This window comes from Paenibacillus periandrae, from assembly GCF_022458865.1.
GTDB lineage: Bacteria > Bacillota > Bacilli > Paenibacillales > NBRC-103111 > Paenibacillus_S > Paenibacillus_S periandrae.
Genome location: NZ_JAJNMU010000012.1, coordinates 215,583 through 231,602 on the forward strand (window position 1 = coordinate 215,583; position 16,020 = coordinate 231,602).

Here is a 16,020-nt window from a genome sequence, read left to right on the forward strand (position 1 = left end):
GTATTGCCAATATGAAAGCGATTGTTGTTCTGATGGATACGCTAAACCGACATATGCTGGAGAGCTTCACCCCTTCTTCATGGGTCAAGACACCGAATATATCGAGATTAGCTGAGAAGAGTACGCTATTTAACAATCATTGGTCCGGGTCATTACCTTGCATGCCAGCCAGAAGGGATATGATGACAGGACGCCTTGGCTTCCTCGAACGTGGATGGGGTGGGATAGAACCGTTTGATGTTACACTCCCGCAAGTATTGAAAAGTAAAGGTGTATTCTCGCATATTGTGACAGATCACTACCATTATTTTAAAACGGGCGGAGAAAACTATTGTCAAGCCTTTAATAGCTGGGATTTACACCGCGGTCAGGAAAGCGATCCTTGGGTTTCCCGAGTAAATAAGCCGGCTAACTTTACTGAGTCTGTTTATGGAAGAGCTGAACCTCAATATGAGAAAAACCGTACGACCTTCATCAGCGAGGAGGATTATCCAGGCCCCAGGACGATGAAGGCAGCCTGTCAGTGGCTGGAGGATAATGAGGCTGCAGCTTCATTTTTTCTCATGGTGGAAGCATTTGATCCGCATGAGCCGTTCGATTGTCCGCAGCATTATTTGGATTTATACGAGGATGATTATACGGGGCCAAGGTTTGACTGGCCAAAGTATGCCAGAGTTGGCGAACCACCTGAAGCGATCGAGCATCTGCAAAAACGCTATGCGGCTAATCTGACGATGATCGATCATTGGCTTGGGAAATTGTTAGATGTGATGGATAGCCAACAATTATGGGACGATACGCTTCTTTTTTTGACGACTGACCATGGATTTCTATTAGGCGAGCACGAATGGACAGGGAAAAATATCATGCACGTCTATAATGAAATTGCTCATCTGCCTTTAATGATCCATCTGCCGGGAGTCGTACCTGATAAAAAAGGAATTTCCGCTATTACGCAAAACATAGATTTGATGCCAACCCTGCTTGATTATTTTGGAATCGATATTCCACAGACGGTAAGAGGTCATTCTTTACTCGGCCTTGTAAAAGGAACAGAAAATCATATTCGCGATTACGCGCTCTACGGCACGTTTGGTATGACAGTAAATGTTACCGATGGGAAATACACCTACTTGCGTGCCCCCATCCATGAAGATAATTACCCTTGCTGCGCGTATACCGCAATGCCTACTACTTTTGGTGCTTATCTGGGTACCCATAATCCGGATCAAATTGAGGTCGGACGATATTTGTCCTACACCAATTATCCGTTATTCCGGATTCCTATCAGCCAAGCTGGAGTACCCTTTAAGATGGCGCAGCACGTACAGCATTCGCTGCTATATGATATCGAATCGGATTACCATCAATTAGAACCTACCGAGGACGAGGCACTGATCAAGCGATATACGGAGCTGCTCATTCAGGCCATGGAACTGGAAAAAGCCCCGGATGAGCAATATATGCGTCTGGGATTGAATCGATAAGAAATCATTTAAAATTATGGAGGATGAACAATGAGAATTTTATTTTTGGACTTGGACTCAACCAGCCCTGACCACTTAGGCTGCTATGGATATCATCGGAATACGTCCCCCAACATTGATAAAATTGCAGCGGAAGGTGTTCGTTTTACGAATTATTACACCTCAGATGCACCTTGCGCTCCTTCTCGAACCGCGTTAATGAGCGGGCAATTCGGTATTCGCAACGGTTTGGTCGGCCATGGCGGGACGGCGGGGGATATGAAGCTGGAAGGGATAAAGCGCGATTTGATGGGCAGGCTTACGCGTGGTGGTTCCTTTCCTTCTTATCTGAATTTAATGGGTAACCTGAATACAGTTCTCATTAGCCCGTTTGCCCAGCGTCATTCCACCTTTGGGTTTTATGCGGGATTCAACGAGATCCTCAATACGGGCAAATATGGCAATGAATCGGCTGAACATGTTACGCCTGTTGCACAGGACTGGATTGATCGAAATGCGCAGAAGGATGATTGGTTTTTATATATCAATTATTGGGATCCGCATACGCCTTACCGTGCTCCCATGGAATATGGAAATCCATTTGAGCAGGACCCGCTGCCAGAATGGTTAACCGAGGACGTATTAGAAAGGCATAAACAAATGGTCGGTTCGCATACGGTAAATGAGTTAAATATTGATTTCATCAATAAAACATACGATAACCAAACACATCCTAGCTTCCCTCGACACCCTGGAGATATTCAGGACATGGATGGTTTAAGAACGATGATCGATGGATATGATTGCGGAATCCGTTATATGGATGAGCATCTTGGGCGGTTGTTTGCATCACTGGAGCAGCAGGGTGTTATGGATGACCTGATTATTATGATATCCGCCGATCATGGGGAAAATATGGGGCAGCTTGGTATCTATGGTGAGCACGCCACTGCCGATCAAGGAACATGCCGTCTCCCTATGATCATTCGCTGGCCGGGTATGAAGCAGGGAATTGTTAATGAGGATCTTCATTTGCATCTGGATTTACTCCCCACTATGGCAGAAATGTTAGGCGGTCCGAGCATGCCGGATTGGGATGGAGTGAGCTATGCTTCTGTTCTAAAAGAAGGCGCGAGCTGCGGACGTGATTATGTTGTCGTATCGCAATGTGCGCATGTCGCCCAGAGAAGTGTCCGTTTTCGTGACTGGATCTATATTCGCTCCTACCATGACGGGTTTCATCTGTTTGACAAGGAAATGCTGTTTAACCTTTCCGAGGACCCTAAAGAGCAGCATAATGTTGCAGCTTCCAATAAAGATGTATGTATGGAGGCCGTTTATTACTTAAATGAGTGGCATGACGACATGATGAGACGCTCTGGCGACGACAAGGACCCTTTGTGGACGGTGATGAAAGAGGGCGGACCTTACCATGCCAGAGGCTACTTGAAGGGATACATTAAACGCTTGGAGGAAACGGGTAGGGGACATCATGTGGAGGAATTAATCCGCAGACATCCAAGCGAGTTTCCGGAAAAGATTCACCCCGCAGCCATGATAGTTCAAAAGCAGCTGAGTTCAAGAATGAAAGGATAGGATGAATATGCAGCGAAATCCAGCTGAATGGATAGCTCAAATGACATTGGAGGAAAAAGCGAGCCTATGCTCCGGGCTTGACTTTTGGCATACGAAAGGGATTGAACGTCTTGGCATTCCGTCTATTATGGTAACCGACGGGCCTCACGGCTTGCGCAAGCAGCGGGCTTCATCGGACCATCTCGGGCTGTTCGACAGTGTACCGGCAACCTGCTTTCCATCTGCCGCCGGGATGGCCAGCTCTTGGGACCGTGAGCTCATTCGCAAGGTTGGTATCGCACTGGGCGAAGAATGTCAAGCTGAGGAAGTGGCGGTTCTGCTTGGACCTGGCGTGAACATCAAGCGGTCTCCGCTCTGCGGCAGAAACTTCGAATATTTCTCTGAAGATCCGTACTTGTCCTCTGAAATGGCGGCGCATCATATTATGGGTGTGCAAAGCCAGGGGATAGGTACCTCATTGAAGCACTTGGCAGTCAACAATCAGGAGCACCGACGCATGTCTACCAATGCCGTTGTCGATGAGCGGACGCTTCGTGAGATCTATTTGTCCAGCTTCGAGGGCGCGGTCAAGCAAGGCCAGCCTTGGACCGTCATGAGTGCCTATAATCAGGTAAACGGCGAATTTTGTTCAGAGAACGGTAAACTGCTAACGGACATCTTGAAAGATGAATGGGGACACGAGGGAATCGTCGTATCCGACTGGGGGGCCGTGAACGATTGTGTAGATGGACTGGCGGCAGGCTTGGAGCTGGAGATGCCATCGAATAACGGTACTAGCGATCTTAAAATCGTCGAAGCTGTTCGAAGCGGCAAACTGGCGGAAGAGGTGCTGGACCGTGCAGTAGAGCGGCTGTTGACCGTTATATTCAAAGCTGTTGACCAACATAAAGAAGGTGCAGCTTACGATCCAGACGCCCACCACCAGCTGGCACGTGAGGTTGCAAGGGAAAGCATGGTGCTTCTGAAAAATGAGGATGACTTCCTGCCGCTTGCCAAATCAGGAAATATTGCGCTGATCGGAGCGCTCGCCACAACGCCACGATATCAGGGAGGCGGCAGCTCGCATATCAAACCGACCAGGCTCGAGGGTATTCACGAAGAGATGTGTAGGACCGCTGGAAGCACCGCTACCATCGCTTTTGCGCAGGGATATGATCTGAACAGTGATGAGATGGACGAAGACCTGCTCGCAGAAGCTGTGCAAGCGGCCGTTCAAGCAGATGTTGCTGTTATCGTGGCTGGTCTGCCTGAACGCTGCGAATCGGAAGGCTTTGACCGTAAGCATCTCCGCATTCCAGCTAATCAAATTCGTTTGATCGAAGCGGTAGCAGCGGTCCAAAGCCAAGTGGTGGTCGTGCTGAGCAATGGCGCCCCCATTGAAATGTCTTGGATTGGAGGTGTGAAGGCTGTGCTCGAGGCTTATCTCGGAGGACAGGCGCTTGGCGGCGCTATCGCTGATCTACTTTTTGGCGATGCAAATCCTTGCGGTAAACTGGCGGAAACCTTCCCGCAGAAGCTCGAGCATAATCCGTCCTATCTGTACTTTCCAGGCGTTGGGGATCGTGTCATCTATAATGAAGGTATTTTTGTCGGGTATCGTTACTATGACGCAGCTGACCGGGCACCCTTATTTCCTTTTGGTCACGGTCTTAGCTATACCCGATTCAGTCACTCCGATCTTACAGTAAGTAACAAGGAAATCTTGGATACAGGCACAATTCACGCCAGCTTAAACATCACCAATACTGGAGATCGGCACGGAAAAGAAATTGTGCAGTTGTATATCCGCGACGTGGTCAGTACGGTTGCAAGACCGCTCAAAGAATTGAAAGGCTTCGTTAAAGTAGAGCTTCAGCCTGGGGAGACTAAGGCGGTAACCTTCGTGCTGGAACAACGCTCTTTTGCCTATTACAACGTGGATTTGCAGGATTGGCACGTGGAAACAGGTGAATTTGAAATTCTGATCGGAAAGTCCTCTGCTGAAATTACTCAGCGTGAGACCATTCGTGTCCAATCTACCGTTAGCCTCAAAAAAACGTACACACGCAACTCAACGATAGGAGACTTAATGGAAGATCCGAAGGCCGCAGCGATCGTGCAAGATTTGTTAAAGAATTCGCCATTTGCTAATGCTGGTTCCGATCATGCAGGGGCGTCAGAGATGATGGCTGCTTTCCTCAAGTATATGCCACTGCGTGGATTGGTCGCTTTCAGCCGTGGTGCCATGACGGATGAAATGCTGGAGGATGTACTGGGAATATTGAATGTATAAGATGTAGACGGACTGAAATCTCACTTTTTTTGCAAAACGAGCCTTGGAAATAATTCAGAGGTTCGTTTTTGTATATGAATGGATGCATTGGATATTCCATATGGCTTCGTGGCATTTGCATGTTGAAGTGTATGGTCTGTTATGATACACTACATACGATAGCAAGCAACGATAGATGTAACCTGGCAGCAGAGGTGAACGTAGATGGATTTCGTTTGGAAGTCGGAACAATTTCATATAGACCCCTCCCGTCCGCTATATGAGCAATTTGTAGAGCAGCTTCGTGCATTGATAGTGCGTGGTGTGCTGGCTCCGGGTACTCGGATGCCTTCAGTACGGGAACTGGCAGCGACAATCCGTGTCAATCCGACTACTGTAATGAAGACGTACCAGGAGCTCGAAAGAGCCAGACTCATCGTAACGTTCCGTGGGCAGGGAACCTATGTGACCACCGATAACGAAGCCATTAGGGAAAGCAAAAGGACAATCGTCAAGGAAGCTATGAAACATCTGCGGGAGATCGCAGAATCGCTTGATCTGACCGTTGACCAACTGCTTGAACTGGCGCAAGAGAAGGAGGAGTAGTCCTATGACGAATGATACTGGCACCTCCATAGCCTTGGAGTGCAGGCAGGTAACGATGAAAGTAAGAAAAAAGGAGATTTTGAATGAGGTAACGTTCTCTTTAGAAAAGGGACGTATTGCCGGATTGCTGGGTCCAAACGGTGCAGGCAAATCAACCCTGCTCAGTATTTGCACCGGATTAACGGAGCCTACAAGCGGATCGGTACGGATCTTTGGTCAGCCAGCAGGCATAGAAAGCTTGCGTTCCATCGCAGTACTGCCGGACCGGGGAAAATTGCCCGGATGGTTGACGGCTGGGGAATGGCTTGCTTTTGCCGGTCAGATTTATCCGGATTGGGATTTCGAAAGGGCGGAGCAGTTAGTTCACTCATTACGAATCAACTTGGGTACGCGCATATCCGCCCAATCCCGCGGAGAGGAAGCTCGACTGCAGCTTATCAGCTGTCTGGCCCGCACCTCGCCTCTTGTCCTGCTGGATGAACCGTTCACCGGTGTGGATATGATTTCACGGGAGCTGATCGCTTCATCGGTCGTTGCTGATTTGGCAGACGGAGAACGGACCTTTCTCATAGCAACTCATGATATACGCGAAATGGAGCAGTTGTTCGATCGGATTATTTTGATCGGAAATGGCCGTGTTGTAGCCGACAACGAGGTCGATAGCTTAAGGGAACAAGGAACCTCCGTGGAATCCCGTTATAGGGAAGTGTTCTCATGAAAAGTGTATGGACACTTGCAAAGCTTGAGCTTAGCAGGTACAGCACTTACCTGCCTGGAACCTCGCAAAGCAATTACATACGCATCGGCCTGATCTTCCTCCTGCTGCTTGCAGCCAGTATGGCGTGGTCACGTGGTAATGTGAACGTCGGCAGCTTGTATGAATTGGGCTTCATCGCGTACGTGGAGACGATGCTGATCATCATGGTATGGGAGGCACTGAACGGAGGCCGAGCCGGAAGAGGCCAGCAGTGGTGGCTGCTGCTGCCTTATTCAAGGCTGACACTTGTTCTTGGCAAGGCTTTTAGCTTTGTGTGGCTGGGACTTTATCTCATTCTATTTATGCTTCTGCTCTGTACCATCCATTATGCGTTATTCGTCTTATGGGGAAGCGTACCCTATGCAGACGCAAGCAGCTTATGGCAAACGGCAGGTACCGCAGGATGGGCAGCTCTCGCAATACTACCCGTCATGAGCAGTATCGGTTTGCTCATGTCCGTGTTTCAAATGTGGTGGACTCGTATTGGAACCGTGATTGTCTTCATCTATATTTCGATGCCGCTGCTGATCTTTGCACTCCTGGCTGGCAGCTCCGCTGCGATTGATTTTCAGTTCACGATACCAAGTGCACAGAATGTATGGCTGCTTGTGGCTGCGGGATGGTTATTCTCTTGCGCGGCTGTTTGGCTTTCAAGCGCGATAGGCATGAAGCAGCTAGCGAAGCTTCGTTTTCATGGCTATCCGGTCGTATCATCCCCGGAATTGCAGGTTCCACTGACAATGGTGCCGTCGCAGGTAACGAAACGACGTTCTGGTGCTTTCTGGGCTTTGGTTGCCATGGAGAAACGACGGTATGACTGGATCAGTCGCCATGCTCCGAGGCGCATACGCTGGATCGTGTATGCACTGTTGGCCCTCATTGCCTTCTTTGGCTATCAGAATAGCGGCAGCCTGACGGATCTCATTTTCTTTCATTCGATCATAACGATGTTCAGTTACATGGGTATTGTTGTATATGGATTGAATAAAAATGCAGATTTCAGCAAAGGATTTGCTCATTGGTGGCTGGCTTTTCCACATTCCCGATATGTCTTGCTGGGCAGCCGAATATTTGCTTATTTAACGTCGATGTTAACCTATTGGTTATTGGCCATGTTAAGTGCAGGTGTAGGATTCGCTTTACGGCAATGGTTGAATCCAATGTCGGGGACGGATATTCTCATCGCAGGAAAATATATCGCCGAAAATGTAGTGCTCATGATCCCGCTTGCTGTTTTTTACGTGTTAGCTGTACAAATCATGCCAGCCGTGAATAAGTATCCGCTACTCATTATCTTGCTTGTTCCTTTATTAGCGAGTTACGGCTTCTGCATTCAGCTGCCTAATCTATGGGTTATGCCGGATCGGTTATCTGGGCTTGCTCTGCGTGATGGTCCTGCTCCGGACTTCCTCAAGCACCTGACCTTGCTTTACAGCATTGGCATTCCAGCAGCTTTGATCGGCTTCGGGCTCGGTGGGAAATATTTAAATAGATACGCGATGATGAGGAATTCAATCTGGTTCCGAGGCCTTCGTGGGAAAGAACATTAACGCCAGACGGACAGATAGATAACCTCCAAAATTGTCGGATGTATGAATTTTTCTCATTCACTCTTAGATTGGCTCAGCAATGAATGGTTAAAGCAGGCAAGGAGACGTATAATACGTATAGTGACATCCAATGTTACTGCATATTATTTATCTAATTAGGTTAGGTGGAATCACTATGAAAACAATAGTCGTTGTTGGTGGTGGCATTACCGGGTTATCCACTGCCTATTATCTTCAAAAGATGATAAAAGCCCAGAAGCAGGCGGCAAAAATCGTGCTGATAGAAGCGAATGATACCTTGGGCGGTAAAATCAGAACCGCTCATGAAGGTGAGTTTATAATGGAGACGGGAGCGGATTCGATTGTCGCCCGTAAAACGAATGTAGCTCCATTTCTGGAAGAGCTGGGCTTACAGGAGGACGTTGTATATAACGCAACAGGAGTCTCTTTTATTCATACAGATGGCGAATTGAAAGCCATTCCGAAGGATGCGGTTTTCGGTATCCCGCTTAGTCTGGAATCATTGGCCAAGACGGATCTGATTTCAGCGCAGGGAAAGGTAGAAGCTTTAAAAGACTTCTACACACCAAATGAAACCTTTACCAAGGAGCATTCAATTGGGGAATTCCTGGAATATTTTCTCGGTAAGGAGCTAGTGGAGAAACAAATTTCTCCTGTACTGTCCGGCGTGTATTCCGGTCGGCTGCAGGATTTAACCATTGCGTCGACGCTTCCTTATTTGCTGGATTATAAAAATGAATACGGCAGCATCATTCAAGGCTTGTCGGAGAACAAGCAGCGTTTTCAGGGGACAGGCGGCAAGAAATTTTTGTCGTTCAAGCAGGGTGTGTCTTCGTTAATTGATAGAATGGAAGAACGGCTAACGGATGTTGAGCTGTATAAAGGTGTGCAGGCTGAACAAATCGGGAAGCAGCAGGATCGGTACATCGTTTCTTTGTCCAATCAGATTGAGCTGGAAGCGGATTTCATCGTGCTGAGCACACTGCATCCGGTGGCACAGCACCTTCTCCATGATGAGAGGCTGGATGAGGATTTCGAGCAATTGACCAACAGCTCTCTCATCAGTGTCTATCTGGGATTTGACATTCCGGACAGCGAACTGCCCAAGGACGGGACAGGCTTCATCGTCGCAGAAGGCAGTGATCTGGTATGTAATGCCTGTACGTGGACCAGCCGCAAATGGGAGCATACCTCAGAGCAGAACCGTTTACTGGTAAGACTTTTTTATAAAAGCACCTGTCGTGATTATGAAAAGCTTCTGCAAATGACACAGGAACAATTAATCCAGGTAGCGCGACAAGATATCGAAGACTGCCTTGGCCTTACAGGTACACCGATTTCATCTGATATTACCAAATGGCACGAAACCATGCCTAACTATCATTTGAAGCACCCGCATATTGTAAAATCATTGGAAGCCAAACTAGCAGAGAGCTATCCTAATGTCATCTTGGCCGGGTGCTCCTATTATGGTGTAGGTATTCCCGATTGTATCCTGAACGGAGAACATACCGCACAAAGGATTGCCGAGCGCTTGTGAGATATAATCGAACAGGCAGCATCTACCAATAAATCAGTACACGTAAAAACCTTCCTAATTCAGGAAGGTTTATTGTTGATGCCAAATCCCTACGCAGCTTGATTGACAACTTTTGCCGCTCTCGATTTTTTGAACGTGACCAAGGAATAGATGATCAACGCAAGCCAGATAAACGAAAAAGCGATCAATTGCGGTTCAGTAAACGGCTCGTGAAATACAAAAATAGCTAACAGCAGGCTTGTTGTCGGAGCGATATATTGGATAAAGCCGACCATCGAAAGTGGAAGCAGCTTGGCTGCCTGAGCAAACCAGAATAATGGCAAGGCGGTTGCCGCTCCCGATAATAGAAGAAGCACAATCGAATAGCTGGGTAAAGAAGAGACTGTGGCTGAGCCGGCTGATTGAATGTACAACAAATAACCGAACGCAATAGGGAAAACAACGATGGTTTCCCAGGTGAGACCCAGCAAAACATCCAGACCCGCCATCTTTTTGGCAAGACCATATAGCGCAAAAGAGACAGCTAAGGAAATCGCCACCCAAGGAATCGTTCCGTATTGAATGGCCATTATCAACACACCGAAGCCCGCCAACAGAATTGCCACCCATTGACCGGCTGAAAGTCGTTCTTTTAAGAAAATGACGGCGAACACAACGCTTATCAACGGATTCATATAATAGCCTAAGCTCGTCTCGATCACATGTCCATTATTGACTGCCCATATGAATAAAAACCAGTTGCAGCTTATGAATATGGAGCAAAGCAAGACGGCTACTTTGCTTTTTAGATTGGGAACAACCGATTTAAGCTGCTTCCATCGTTTCGCTGCACTAACCAGAATAGCTACAAAAACTAATGACCATACAATTCGATGAGCAAGAATCTCCCAAGCAGGCATGGATTGGAAGAGACGCCAATATAGCGGCAAAAAGCCCCACGAAAAATAAGCTAATATGCTATAGATGACTCCTTTTTTCATGAACACAAGACTCCTTTTTCAAAAGTAAGTCCTAGTGTAACAAAATTACCCCAATAATGTAACCCTACCCGAGTCATCTACTCCAACATGGGAGTTGATGTTTGTTTAAAATAAAATTTTCAATGGATACTTCCTATATCTTAATGGTAAAGTAAAAGATAGGCAGTACATAGGACTATTTAGTCAGGAGTGTTGAACATTTATGAAACAGAACCAATATGATGATCACGATTTTTTTGATAAATACAGTCAGATGCCTCGTTCTATCGGTGGATTACAAGCCGCTGGGGAATGGCCTGCGCTCCGTGCTATGCTTCCTGAACTTCGCGATAAAAGAGTTCTTGATCTTGGCTGCGGCTATGGATGGCATTGCCGATATGCGCGCGAGCAGTCGGCCAAGTCAGTGGTAGGTGTAGATCTATCCGAGAAAATGCTAGCACGCGCCATAGATAGCACTGACGATTCCGGGATCGAATATCGTCGGCTGGCAATTGAAGATATCGATTTTGCCGCAGAGGAATTCGATGTAGTCATAAGCTCACTGGCGCTGCATTATGTGGAGCCATTTGATAGCGTTTGCCGTAAAATACATCATTGTCTTGCACCTGGAGGCACCTTCGTGCTTTCGGTTGAACATCCGGTGTTTACCGCACTTGCTGCACAGGATTGGTACTATGGTCCGCAGGGGGAACGCTTGCATTGGCCTGTTGACCATTACCAGAATGAAGGTCTGCGGCAGGCAAGATTTTTGGATACCGATGTTGTCAAATATCATCGAACTCTCGCTACGTATATGAATGCGTTAATAGATTCCGGTTTCACCATTACGAGGCTCTCCGAGCCACAACCAACACCTGAAATACTCGCCAAATTTCCTGAAATGCAAGACGAAACCCGCCGTCCTATTTTCCTCTTGATTGCAGCAGTCAAGAATTAGAGAAGTGACAATTTATGGAATCCACAAAGAAGGGTGAACAAAGTGCGCGAAAAAGAAATTGACACAGCGATTGTGCAGCAGGATTCGGTGGACGATAGGGGTGGACCTGGTGGAATGAGCGGATTCGAGATACGAGAGGAACAGTTCCTGGTCGGTCGGAATGGGCAGCATGAGCGATTTAACGCCTATTTGACGGGACAAAGTAATTCTGGTCAATCCATTTGGAATATTTACGGAACTGCGGGTGTAGGCAAGAGCTTTCTGCTCGATTCATTTTGCCGAAAAGCACGGCTTGCAGGCATCCCGATGCTGCATCTGGACAGCCGCGATTTTAATCATAAGGGCGAGCAGTTGTTTCGTCAGCTGCTGGATCAGCTAATACTGCTGAAGCAGGTCGATGAGCATGTCTTACAACAGCAGCCGCTGGAATCCTGTTTGACCCTGCTTAAGCAGCTGTCTCAGAGGACTCAGGTGGTGCTGGCCTTTGACACGTATGAGGAAATGGGAGAGCTGGACGGATTGCTGCGCGAACGACTATTCAAGCGTCTGCCTGACAATGTGCTGCTCATTCTTGCCGGCCGCTATAAGCTTAATGACCAATGGATCTTGTCTCCTGCTTTGAGAGAACGGATTTATTATATGCCGCTCGGAAACTTGACTGACAGCGAAAGCGAGTCATACCTTCGATGCTCCGGCATTGTAGAAGACCATAAAATCACACGAATTCAAAGGAAAACCGGTGGACATCCCCTCGCCCTGTCCCTTGCTGCCGCGGTACCCCTCCAAGACGAATGGACAGCGTCTCCAACCGACGATACCGGTTGGTTTGACCTTCTGGTCAAGGCATGGCTTCGCGAGGTCCCTGATGCAAGACTTCGTCGCATGGTCGAAGCGGCGGCCGTACTGCTTCATGTTAACCGGGAAGTGCTGACCTTTATTACGGAGGAAGAGGTCGACGATCCATTGTTTGATGCATTGATTTCCTTGTCCTTTGTACGTAAAACGGGACGTGGCTGGATGCTGCACGATCTGATGCGGATAGCTGCGCGCAAGCAGCTGGAGGAGCGGACACCGGAATATTTTCACCGACTGATGGGCAGAGCCGCGTACTATTATGCTGATTTGATCAGGCAAATCTCAGGCTCCCGCAGCACAGAGTGGGAGGTAGGGGAGCTGTTCTACTATACAACGGGCAACATCATGGTACGGGCTTTGATTCAGTCCTCTTCGAGAGGTCAGTATGCTTGGGAATCGTTGACGCTGGCCAATATCGAAGAAGGGGAGGCTTACCTGCGAGGAAGAACGGAAGCAGCAACAGCTCTATCTTTCTCCGGGTCCGACCCGCAAACGGAACAAACCTATCATGAATTTGTGGCCAAGGAGGATATGAAGCTGACGATCAAGGGGATTGATCTGCAAGCTTTGGTCCGGCTGGATCGGCAGTCCGTCATGCTGCTTCGCTCAGGAAGCGGTGAAGCGGTCGGATTGGCCTCCATGATTCCGATCCATTCGGCAACCCTGCCTTATTTGAAAACGGACCCGTTTTCCGCTCCGTATTTATCTTCTCTATCACCTGAGGAATTGAAGCTTCTGGAGGTCGATCCACCTGGTCAATCGGGATGGTTCATCCGAACTATCGATTACAAGGACTGGAAAAATGTCAATCTGATCATCGAAGCGATGTATTTGATTTTTTCCTATTTGTGCTCGGGTGGACTTTTTATCGCTTCTCCGCCGCCATTGGAATTTTTTCAGGGGGCGCACTTGAGTATGGGCTTTCAAATTGCCCCCGGTGTTGTTCACCGGCATTATGATGGCAAGACGTCAACGCCGACATTTGTGCTCGACACGAGAGGAGAGAAGCTGGAGGCATTTCTTCGATTTCTGCTTAAGCAGGGAGGGTATTCCGGTTTTGCACCGAACTTGCCGGCCGGTCTGCTTGAGCGGCTGACGAAACGGGAGGGAGAGGTCGTTCTGCTCGCAATAGACGGACAAACCAATGGAGAAATTGCCAAAACCCTTTATGTTAGCGAGGTTACTGTAAAAAAGCATATGAGTTCGATTTTCGTCAAGCTGGCGGTGAAAAACCGCAACCAATTAATTAAGCTTTTTACGAGTAAGCCCTAAGCACTTATCTATTCCAGCTCACACCTTTAAGTGGTGTGGGCTTTTTATTTTTTAACGTCATATACAATAAATGTGAATGATACTTAGCGCTTGCGTGTATGAGACCATTACTATACGAACGGATAATATCAAGCATCAAACCTTCCTGTTATATTAATTCATGAATAAGGTGCTGGGTGTTGACTGATCGGCTGCGGGGACACCGTTTCATCATGATTATTTAGGTAAAAGACGTATTTCATGCGGCTATGGCCCAACTAAGTAGGGGGAAGATAAGTATGGGAATCAAATTCATTAAAGTCTCTGTTGTTTATTTTGTTATCGGTATTCTTCTGGGCATGTATATGTCCATGGCAAGCCAGCATGTATTCGCGAGTGTGCATGCACATATCAACCTGCTGGGCTGGCTGTCGTTTGCAGTGTCTGGCATTATATACCATTTATTTCCAAGGGCGGGGTACAGCCGTTTGGCCCTCGTACATTACTGGCTGCACAACATTGGATTGCCACCGATGATGCTGGGATTGTTTCTGTTACTTAGCGGAGCTGCGTCATTCGAGTTCCTGATTCCGATTGGGGCAACTCTGGTTGTAATTAGTGTCATCCTGTTCGCGATCAATTTACTGATCAATATCCGATCGTCGGAAGGGTAAGAATCGTACTCCCTATCTGTGACAAAATCCTTATTCATCGATATAGTAATATTTTCCATGGAGAAGTTTATTATTATGCTATCATGATAATAAACTTCTCTATTTCTATGTTAATACGGATATATGACCTATTTCACTTAAATGGAGAAAATAAATAGCCAGAACTCCTGTTCATAGCTGCTTTTACGCTTGACGGGGTGAAGCATTATACATACATTAAATAGGTACCTATTTAACCTGAAAAGAAGGTCATTCCGAATGGAAGTCTGGAAACGCAATTTATACATTTTATGGACCGGTAATTTTTTAACTGCGGTTGGTATTGGAATGATTATCCCTTTTTTGCCTCTTTATGTGCAGGATCTTGGTGTACATGATGTGAAACAGGCCGCTCTGTGGGCCGCTATGATTTTTGGGATCAATCATCTGATGATCGCGCTCATATCACCCTTGTGGGGCAGATTTTCCGATTTATATGGGCAAAAGCTGGTCATGGTAATTACCAGTATAGGTTCTGCCGTTATTATCGCGGCTATGGGTCTTGTCGATAATCCCTTACAGCTGCTTCTGCTCCGCGCCGCTTTTGGGACGATGGGCGGTTATCCAACTTCCTCTGTAGCCTTATTGGCCATAGAAGCTCCCAAGCAACAGGTGGGTAACGCATTAGGCACACTGCAAACCGGACAAGTCACCGGTCAATTGTTAGGGCCGTTGATTGGCGGCGTGCTGGCTGAGTGGTTGGGGATACGGGATTCCTTTTTTATTACAGGCTTCTTTATATTCCTGGCTGCGCTGCTCACCGTATTCGGAGTGAAGGAAACCCATACATACCCGACATACAAGTTCAAAAGTTTGTTGAAGCTGAGTAACCCGTTTAAGTCCAGGATTCCTCAAACGAAGGTTCATGATAAGAAAGCATGGCATGATATTTTTACGCAATCTCCACTTATTATCACGCTATTTATATCTACATTCCTGATCTCTATAAGCTTTGCGAGCATTAGTCCGATGATTTCGTTGTATGTAAAAAGCATGAATATCGTCGATCACATTGAAATTATGGCTGGTCTCATATTTGCTTCTACGGCTTTAGGCACGATGATCACGGCCCCGCTGCTCGGAAAAATGGGAGATCGACATGGTCATACTATCATCCTGCTCGTATCACTTATTCTGATTGCCGCTCTGCATGTTCCTCAGGGGTTAGTCACCAATGCCTGGGTGCTCGTGGGCATACGGTTTATTACCGGGTTATGTATCGGTGGAGTGATCCCGTCGATCAGTTCCCTGCTGCGCAAATTGACCCCGACCCCTGTCCAGGGCAGCGTATTTGCCTATAATGCTAGTGCCGGATCATTGGGAAACTTGTCAGGAGCGATATTCGGAGGGCTTGTGGCAAGCAGCTTCGGCATTTCTCTTGTATTTTATGTTATTGCCGGAGTTTTCTTTGTACATTTCCTGATGATAGCTGTTCAATTCAGGAGGTTCAGGAAAGCGGAACAGGTACAGGATGTATCCTAAGAAATAAACATATAA

Annotated in this window: 12 protein-coding genes; 11 read left to right on the forward strand and 1 reads right to left on the reverse strand. The window is 47.3% G+C overall.

The window, feature by feature from the left end; genetic code table 11:
* Positions 1-11: 11 nt before the first annotated feature.
* The 7 genes from LRL21_RS21440 to LRL21_RS21470 all read left to right on the forward strand — a co-directional run bounded on the left by LRL21_RS21440 (position 12) and on the right by LRL21_RS21470 (position 9,787).
* Positions 12-1,487: a sulfatase gene (locus tag LRL21_RS21440; protein WP_240417823.1), complete on the forward strand. Its 1,476-nt coding sequence runs from the start codon at positions 12-14 to the stop codon at positions 1,485-1,487.
* A 30-nt stretch (positions 1,488-1,517) separates the two neighbouring features.
* Positions 1,518-3,062, forward strand: coding sequence for a sulfatase family protein (locus tag LRL21_RS21445; protein ID WP_240417824.1), 1,545 nt, complete (start codon positions 1,518-1,520; stop codon positions 3,060-3,062).
* Positions 3,063-3,069: 7 nt separating this feature from the next.
* The gene (locus LRL21_RS21450; protein WP_240417825.1) at positions 3,070-5,334 is read left to right on the forward strand and encodes a beta-glucosidase; all 2,265 of its coding nucleotides are present in this window, start codon (positions 3,070-3,072) and stop codon (positions 5,332-5,334) included.
* 204 nt (positions 5,335-5,538) lie between these two features.
* A complete protein-coding gene (locus LRL21_RS21455) occupies positions 5,539-5,919 on the forward strand; it encodes a GntR family transcriptional regulator (RefSeq protein ID WP_240417826.1) in 381 nt (126 codons plus the stop codon).
* 4 nt (positions 5,920-5,923) lie between these two features.
* Positions 5,924-6,637, forward strand: coding sequence for an ABC transporter ATP-binding protein (locus LRL21_RS21460; protein ID WP_240417827.1), 714 nt, complete (start codon positions 5,924-5,926; stop codon positions 6,635-6,637).
* On the forward strand, positions 6,634-8,226 hold the full coding sequence (locus tag LRL21_RS21465) for a hypothetical protein (protein WP_240417828.1): 1,593 nt from the start codon (positions 6,634-6,636) through the stop codon (positions 8,224-8,226). Before LRL21_RS21460 ends, LRL21_RS21465 begins: the two co-directional genes overlap by 4 nt.
* Before the next feature lie 175 nt (positions 8,227-8,401).
* A complete protein-coding gene (locus tag LRL21_RS21470; protein WP_240417829.1) occupies positions 8,402-9,787 on the forward strand; it encodes a protoporphyrinogen oxidase in 1,386 nt (461 codons plus the stop codon).
* An 89-nt stretch (positions 9,788-9,876) separates the two neighbouring features.
* On the opposite strand, the gene rarD is transcribed toward LRL21_RS21470, so the two are convergent.
* A complete protein-coding gene (rarD, locus tag LRL21_RS21475) occupies positions 9,877-10,767 on the reverse strand; it encodes an EamA family transporter RarD (RefSeq protein WP_240417830.1) in 891 nt (296 codons plus the stop codon).
* A 202-nt stretch (positions 10,768-10,969) separates the two neighbouring features.
* On the opposite strand from rarD, the gene LRL21_RS21480 reads away from it, so the two are divergent.
* The 4 genes from LRL21_RS21480 to LRL21_RS21495 all read left to right on the forward strand — a co-directional run bounded on the left by LRL21_RS21480 (position 10,970) and on the right by LRL21_RS21495 (position 16,005).
* Positions 10,970-11,704, forward strand: a complete 735-nt coding sequence (locus LRL21_RS21480) for a class I SAM-dependent methyltransferase (RefSeq protein WP_240417831.1) — start codon at positions 10,970-10,972, stop codon at positions 11,702-11,704.
* A 42-nt stretch (positions 11,705-11,746) separates the two neighbouring features.
* The gene (locus tag LRL21_RS46310; RefSeq protein ID WP_240417832.1) at positions 11,747-13,831 is read left to right on the forward strand and encodes a LuxR C-terminal-related transcriptional regulator; all 2,085 of its coding nucleotides are present in this window, start codon (positions 11,747-11,749) and stop codon (positions 13,829-13,831) included.
* A gap of 278 nt (positions 13,832-14,109) precedes the next feature.
* On the forward strand, positions 14,110-14,484 hold the full coding sequence (locus tag LRL21_RS21490) for a cbb3-type cytochrome c oxidase subunit I (protein ID WP_240417833.1): 375 nt from the start codon (positions 14,110-14,112) through the stop codon (positions 14,482-14,484).
* 258 nt (positions 14,485-14,742) lie between these two features.
* A complete protein-coding gene (locus tag LRL21_RS21495; RefSeq protein WP_240417834.1) occupies positions 14,743-16,005 on the forward strand; it encodes an MFS transporter in 1,263 nt (420 codons plus the stop codon).
* The last annotated feature ends 15 nt before the right edge of the window (positions 16,006-16,020 follow it).

Excerpts from the sequence above, each read along its gene's own strand:
- LRL21_RS21440 (WP_240417823.1), top strand. The coding sequence starts at position 12 with ATGAAAGCGATTGTTGTTCTGATGGATACGCTAAACCGACATATGCTG.
- LRL21_RS21445 (WP_240417824.1), top strand. The coding sequence starts at position 1,518 with ATGAGAATTTTATTTTTGGACTTGGACTCAACCAGCCCTGACCACTTA.
- LRL21_RS21450 (WP_240417825.1), top strand. The coding sequence starts at position 3,070 with ATGCAGCGAAATCCAGCTGAATGGATAGCTCAAATGACATTGGAGGAA.
- LRL21_RS21455 (WP_240417826.1), top strand. The coding sequence starts at position 5,539 with ATGGATTTCGTTTGGAAGTCGGAACAATTTCATATAGACCCCTCCCGT.
- LRL21_RS21460 (WP_240417827.1), top strand. The coding sequence starts at position 5,924 with ATGACGAATGATACTGGCACCTCCATAGCCTTGGAGTGCAGGCAGGTA.
- LRL21_RS21465 (WP_240417828.1), top strand. The coding sequence starts at position 6,634 with ATGAAAAGTGTATGGACACTTGCAAAGCTTGAGCTTAGCAGGTACAGC.
- LRL21_RS21470 (WP_240417829.1), top strand. The coding sequence starts at position 8,402 with ATGAAAACAATAGTCGTTGTTGGTGGTGGCATTACCGGGTTATCCACT.
- rarD (WP_240417830.1), bottom strand. The coding sequence starts at position 10,767 with ATGAAAAAAGGAGTCATCTATAGCATATTAGCTTATTTTTCGTGGGGC.
- LRL21_RS21480 (WP_240417831.1), top strand. The coding sequence starts at position 10,970 with ATGAAACAGAACCAATATGATGATCACGATTTTTTTGATAAATACAGT.
- LRL21_RS21490 (WP_240417833.1), top strand. The coding sequence starts at position 14,110 with ATGGGAATCAAATTCATTAAAGTCTCTGTTGTTTATTTTGTTATCGGT.
- LRL21_RS21495 (WP_240417834.1), top strand. The coding sequence starts at position 14,743 with ATGGAAGTCTGGAAACGCAATTTATACATTTTATGGACCGGTAATTTT.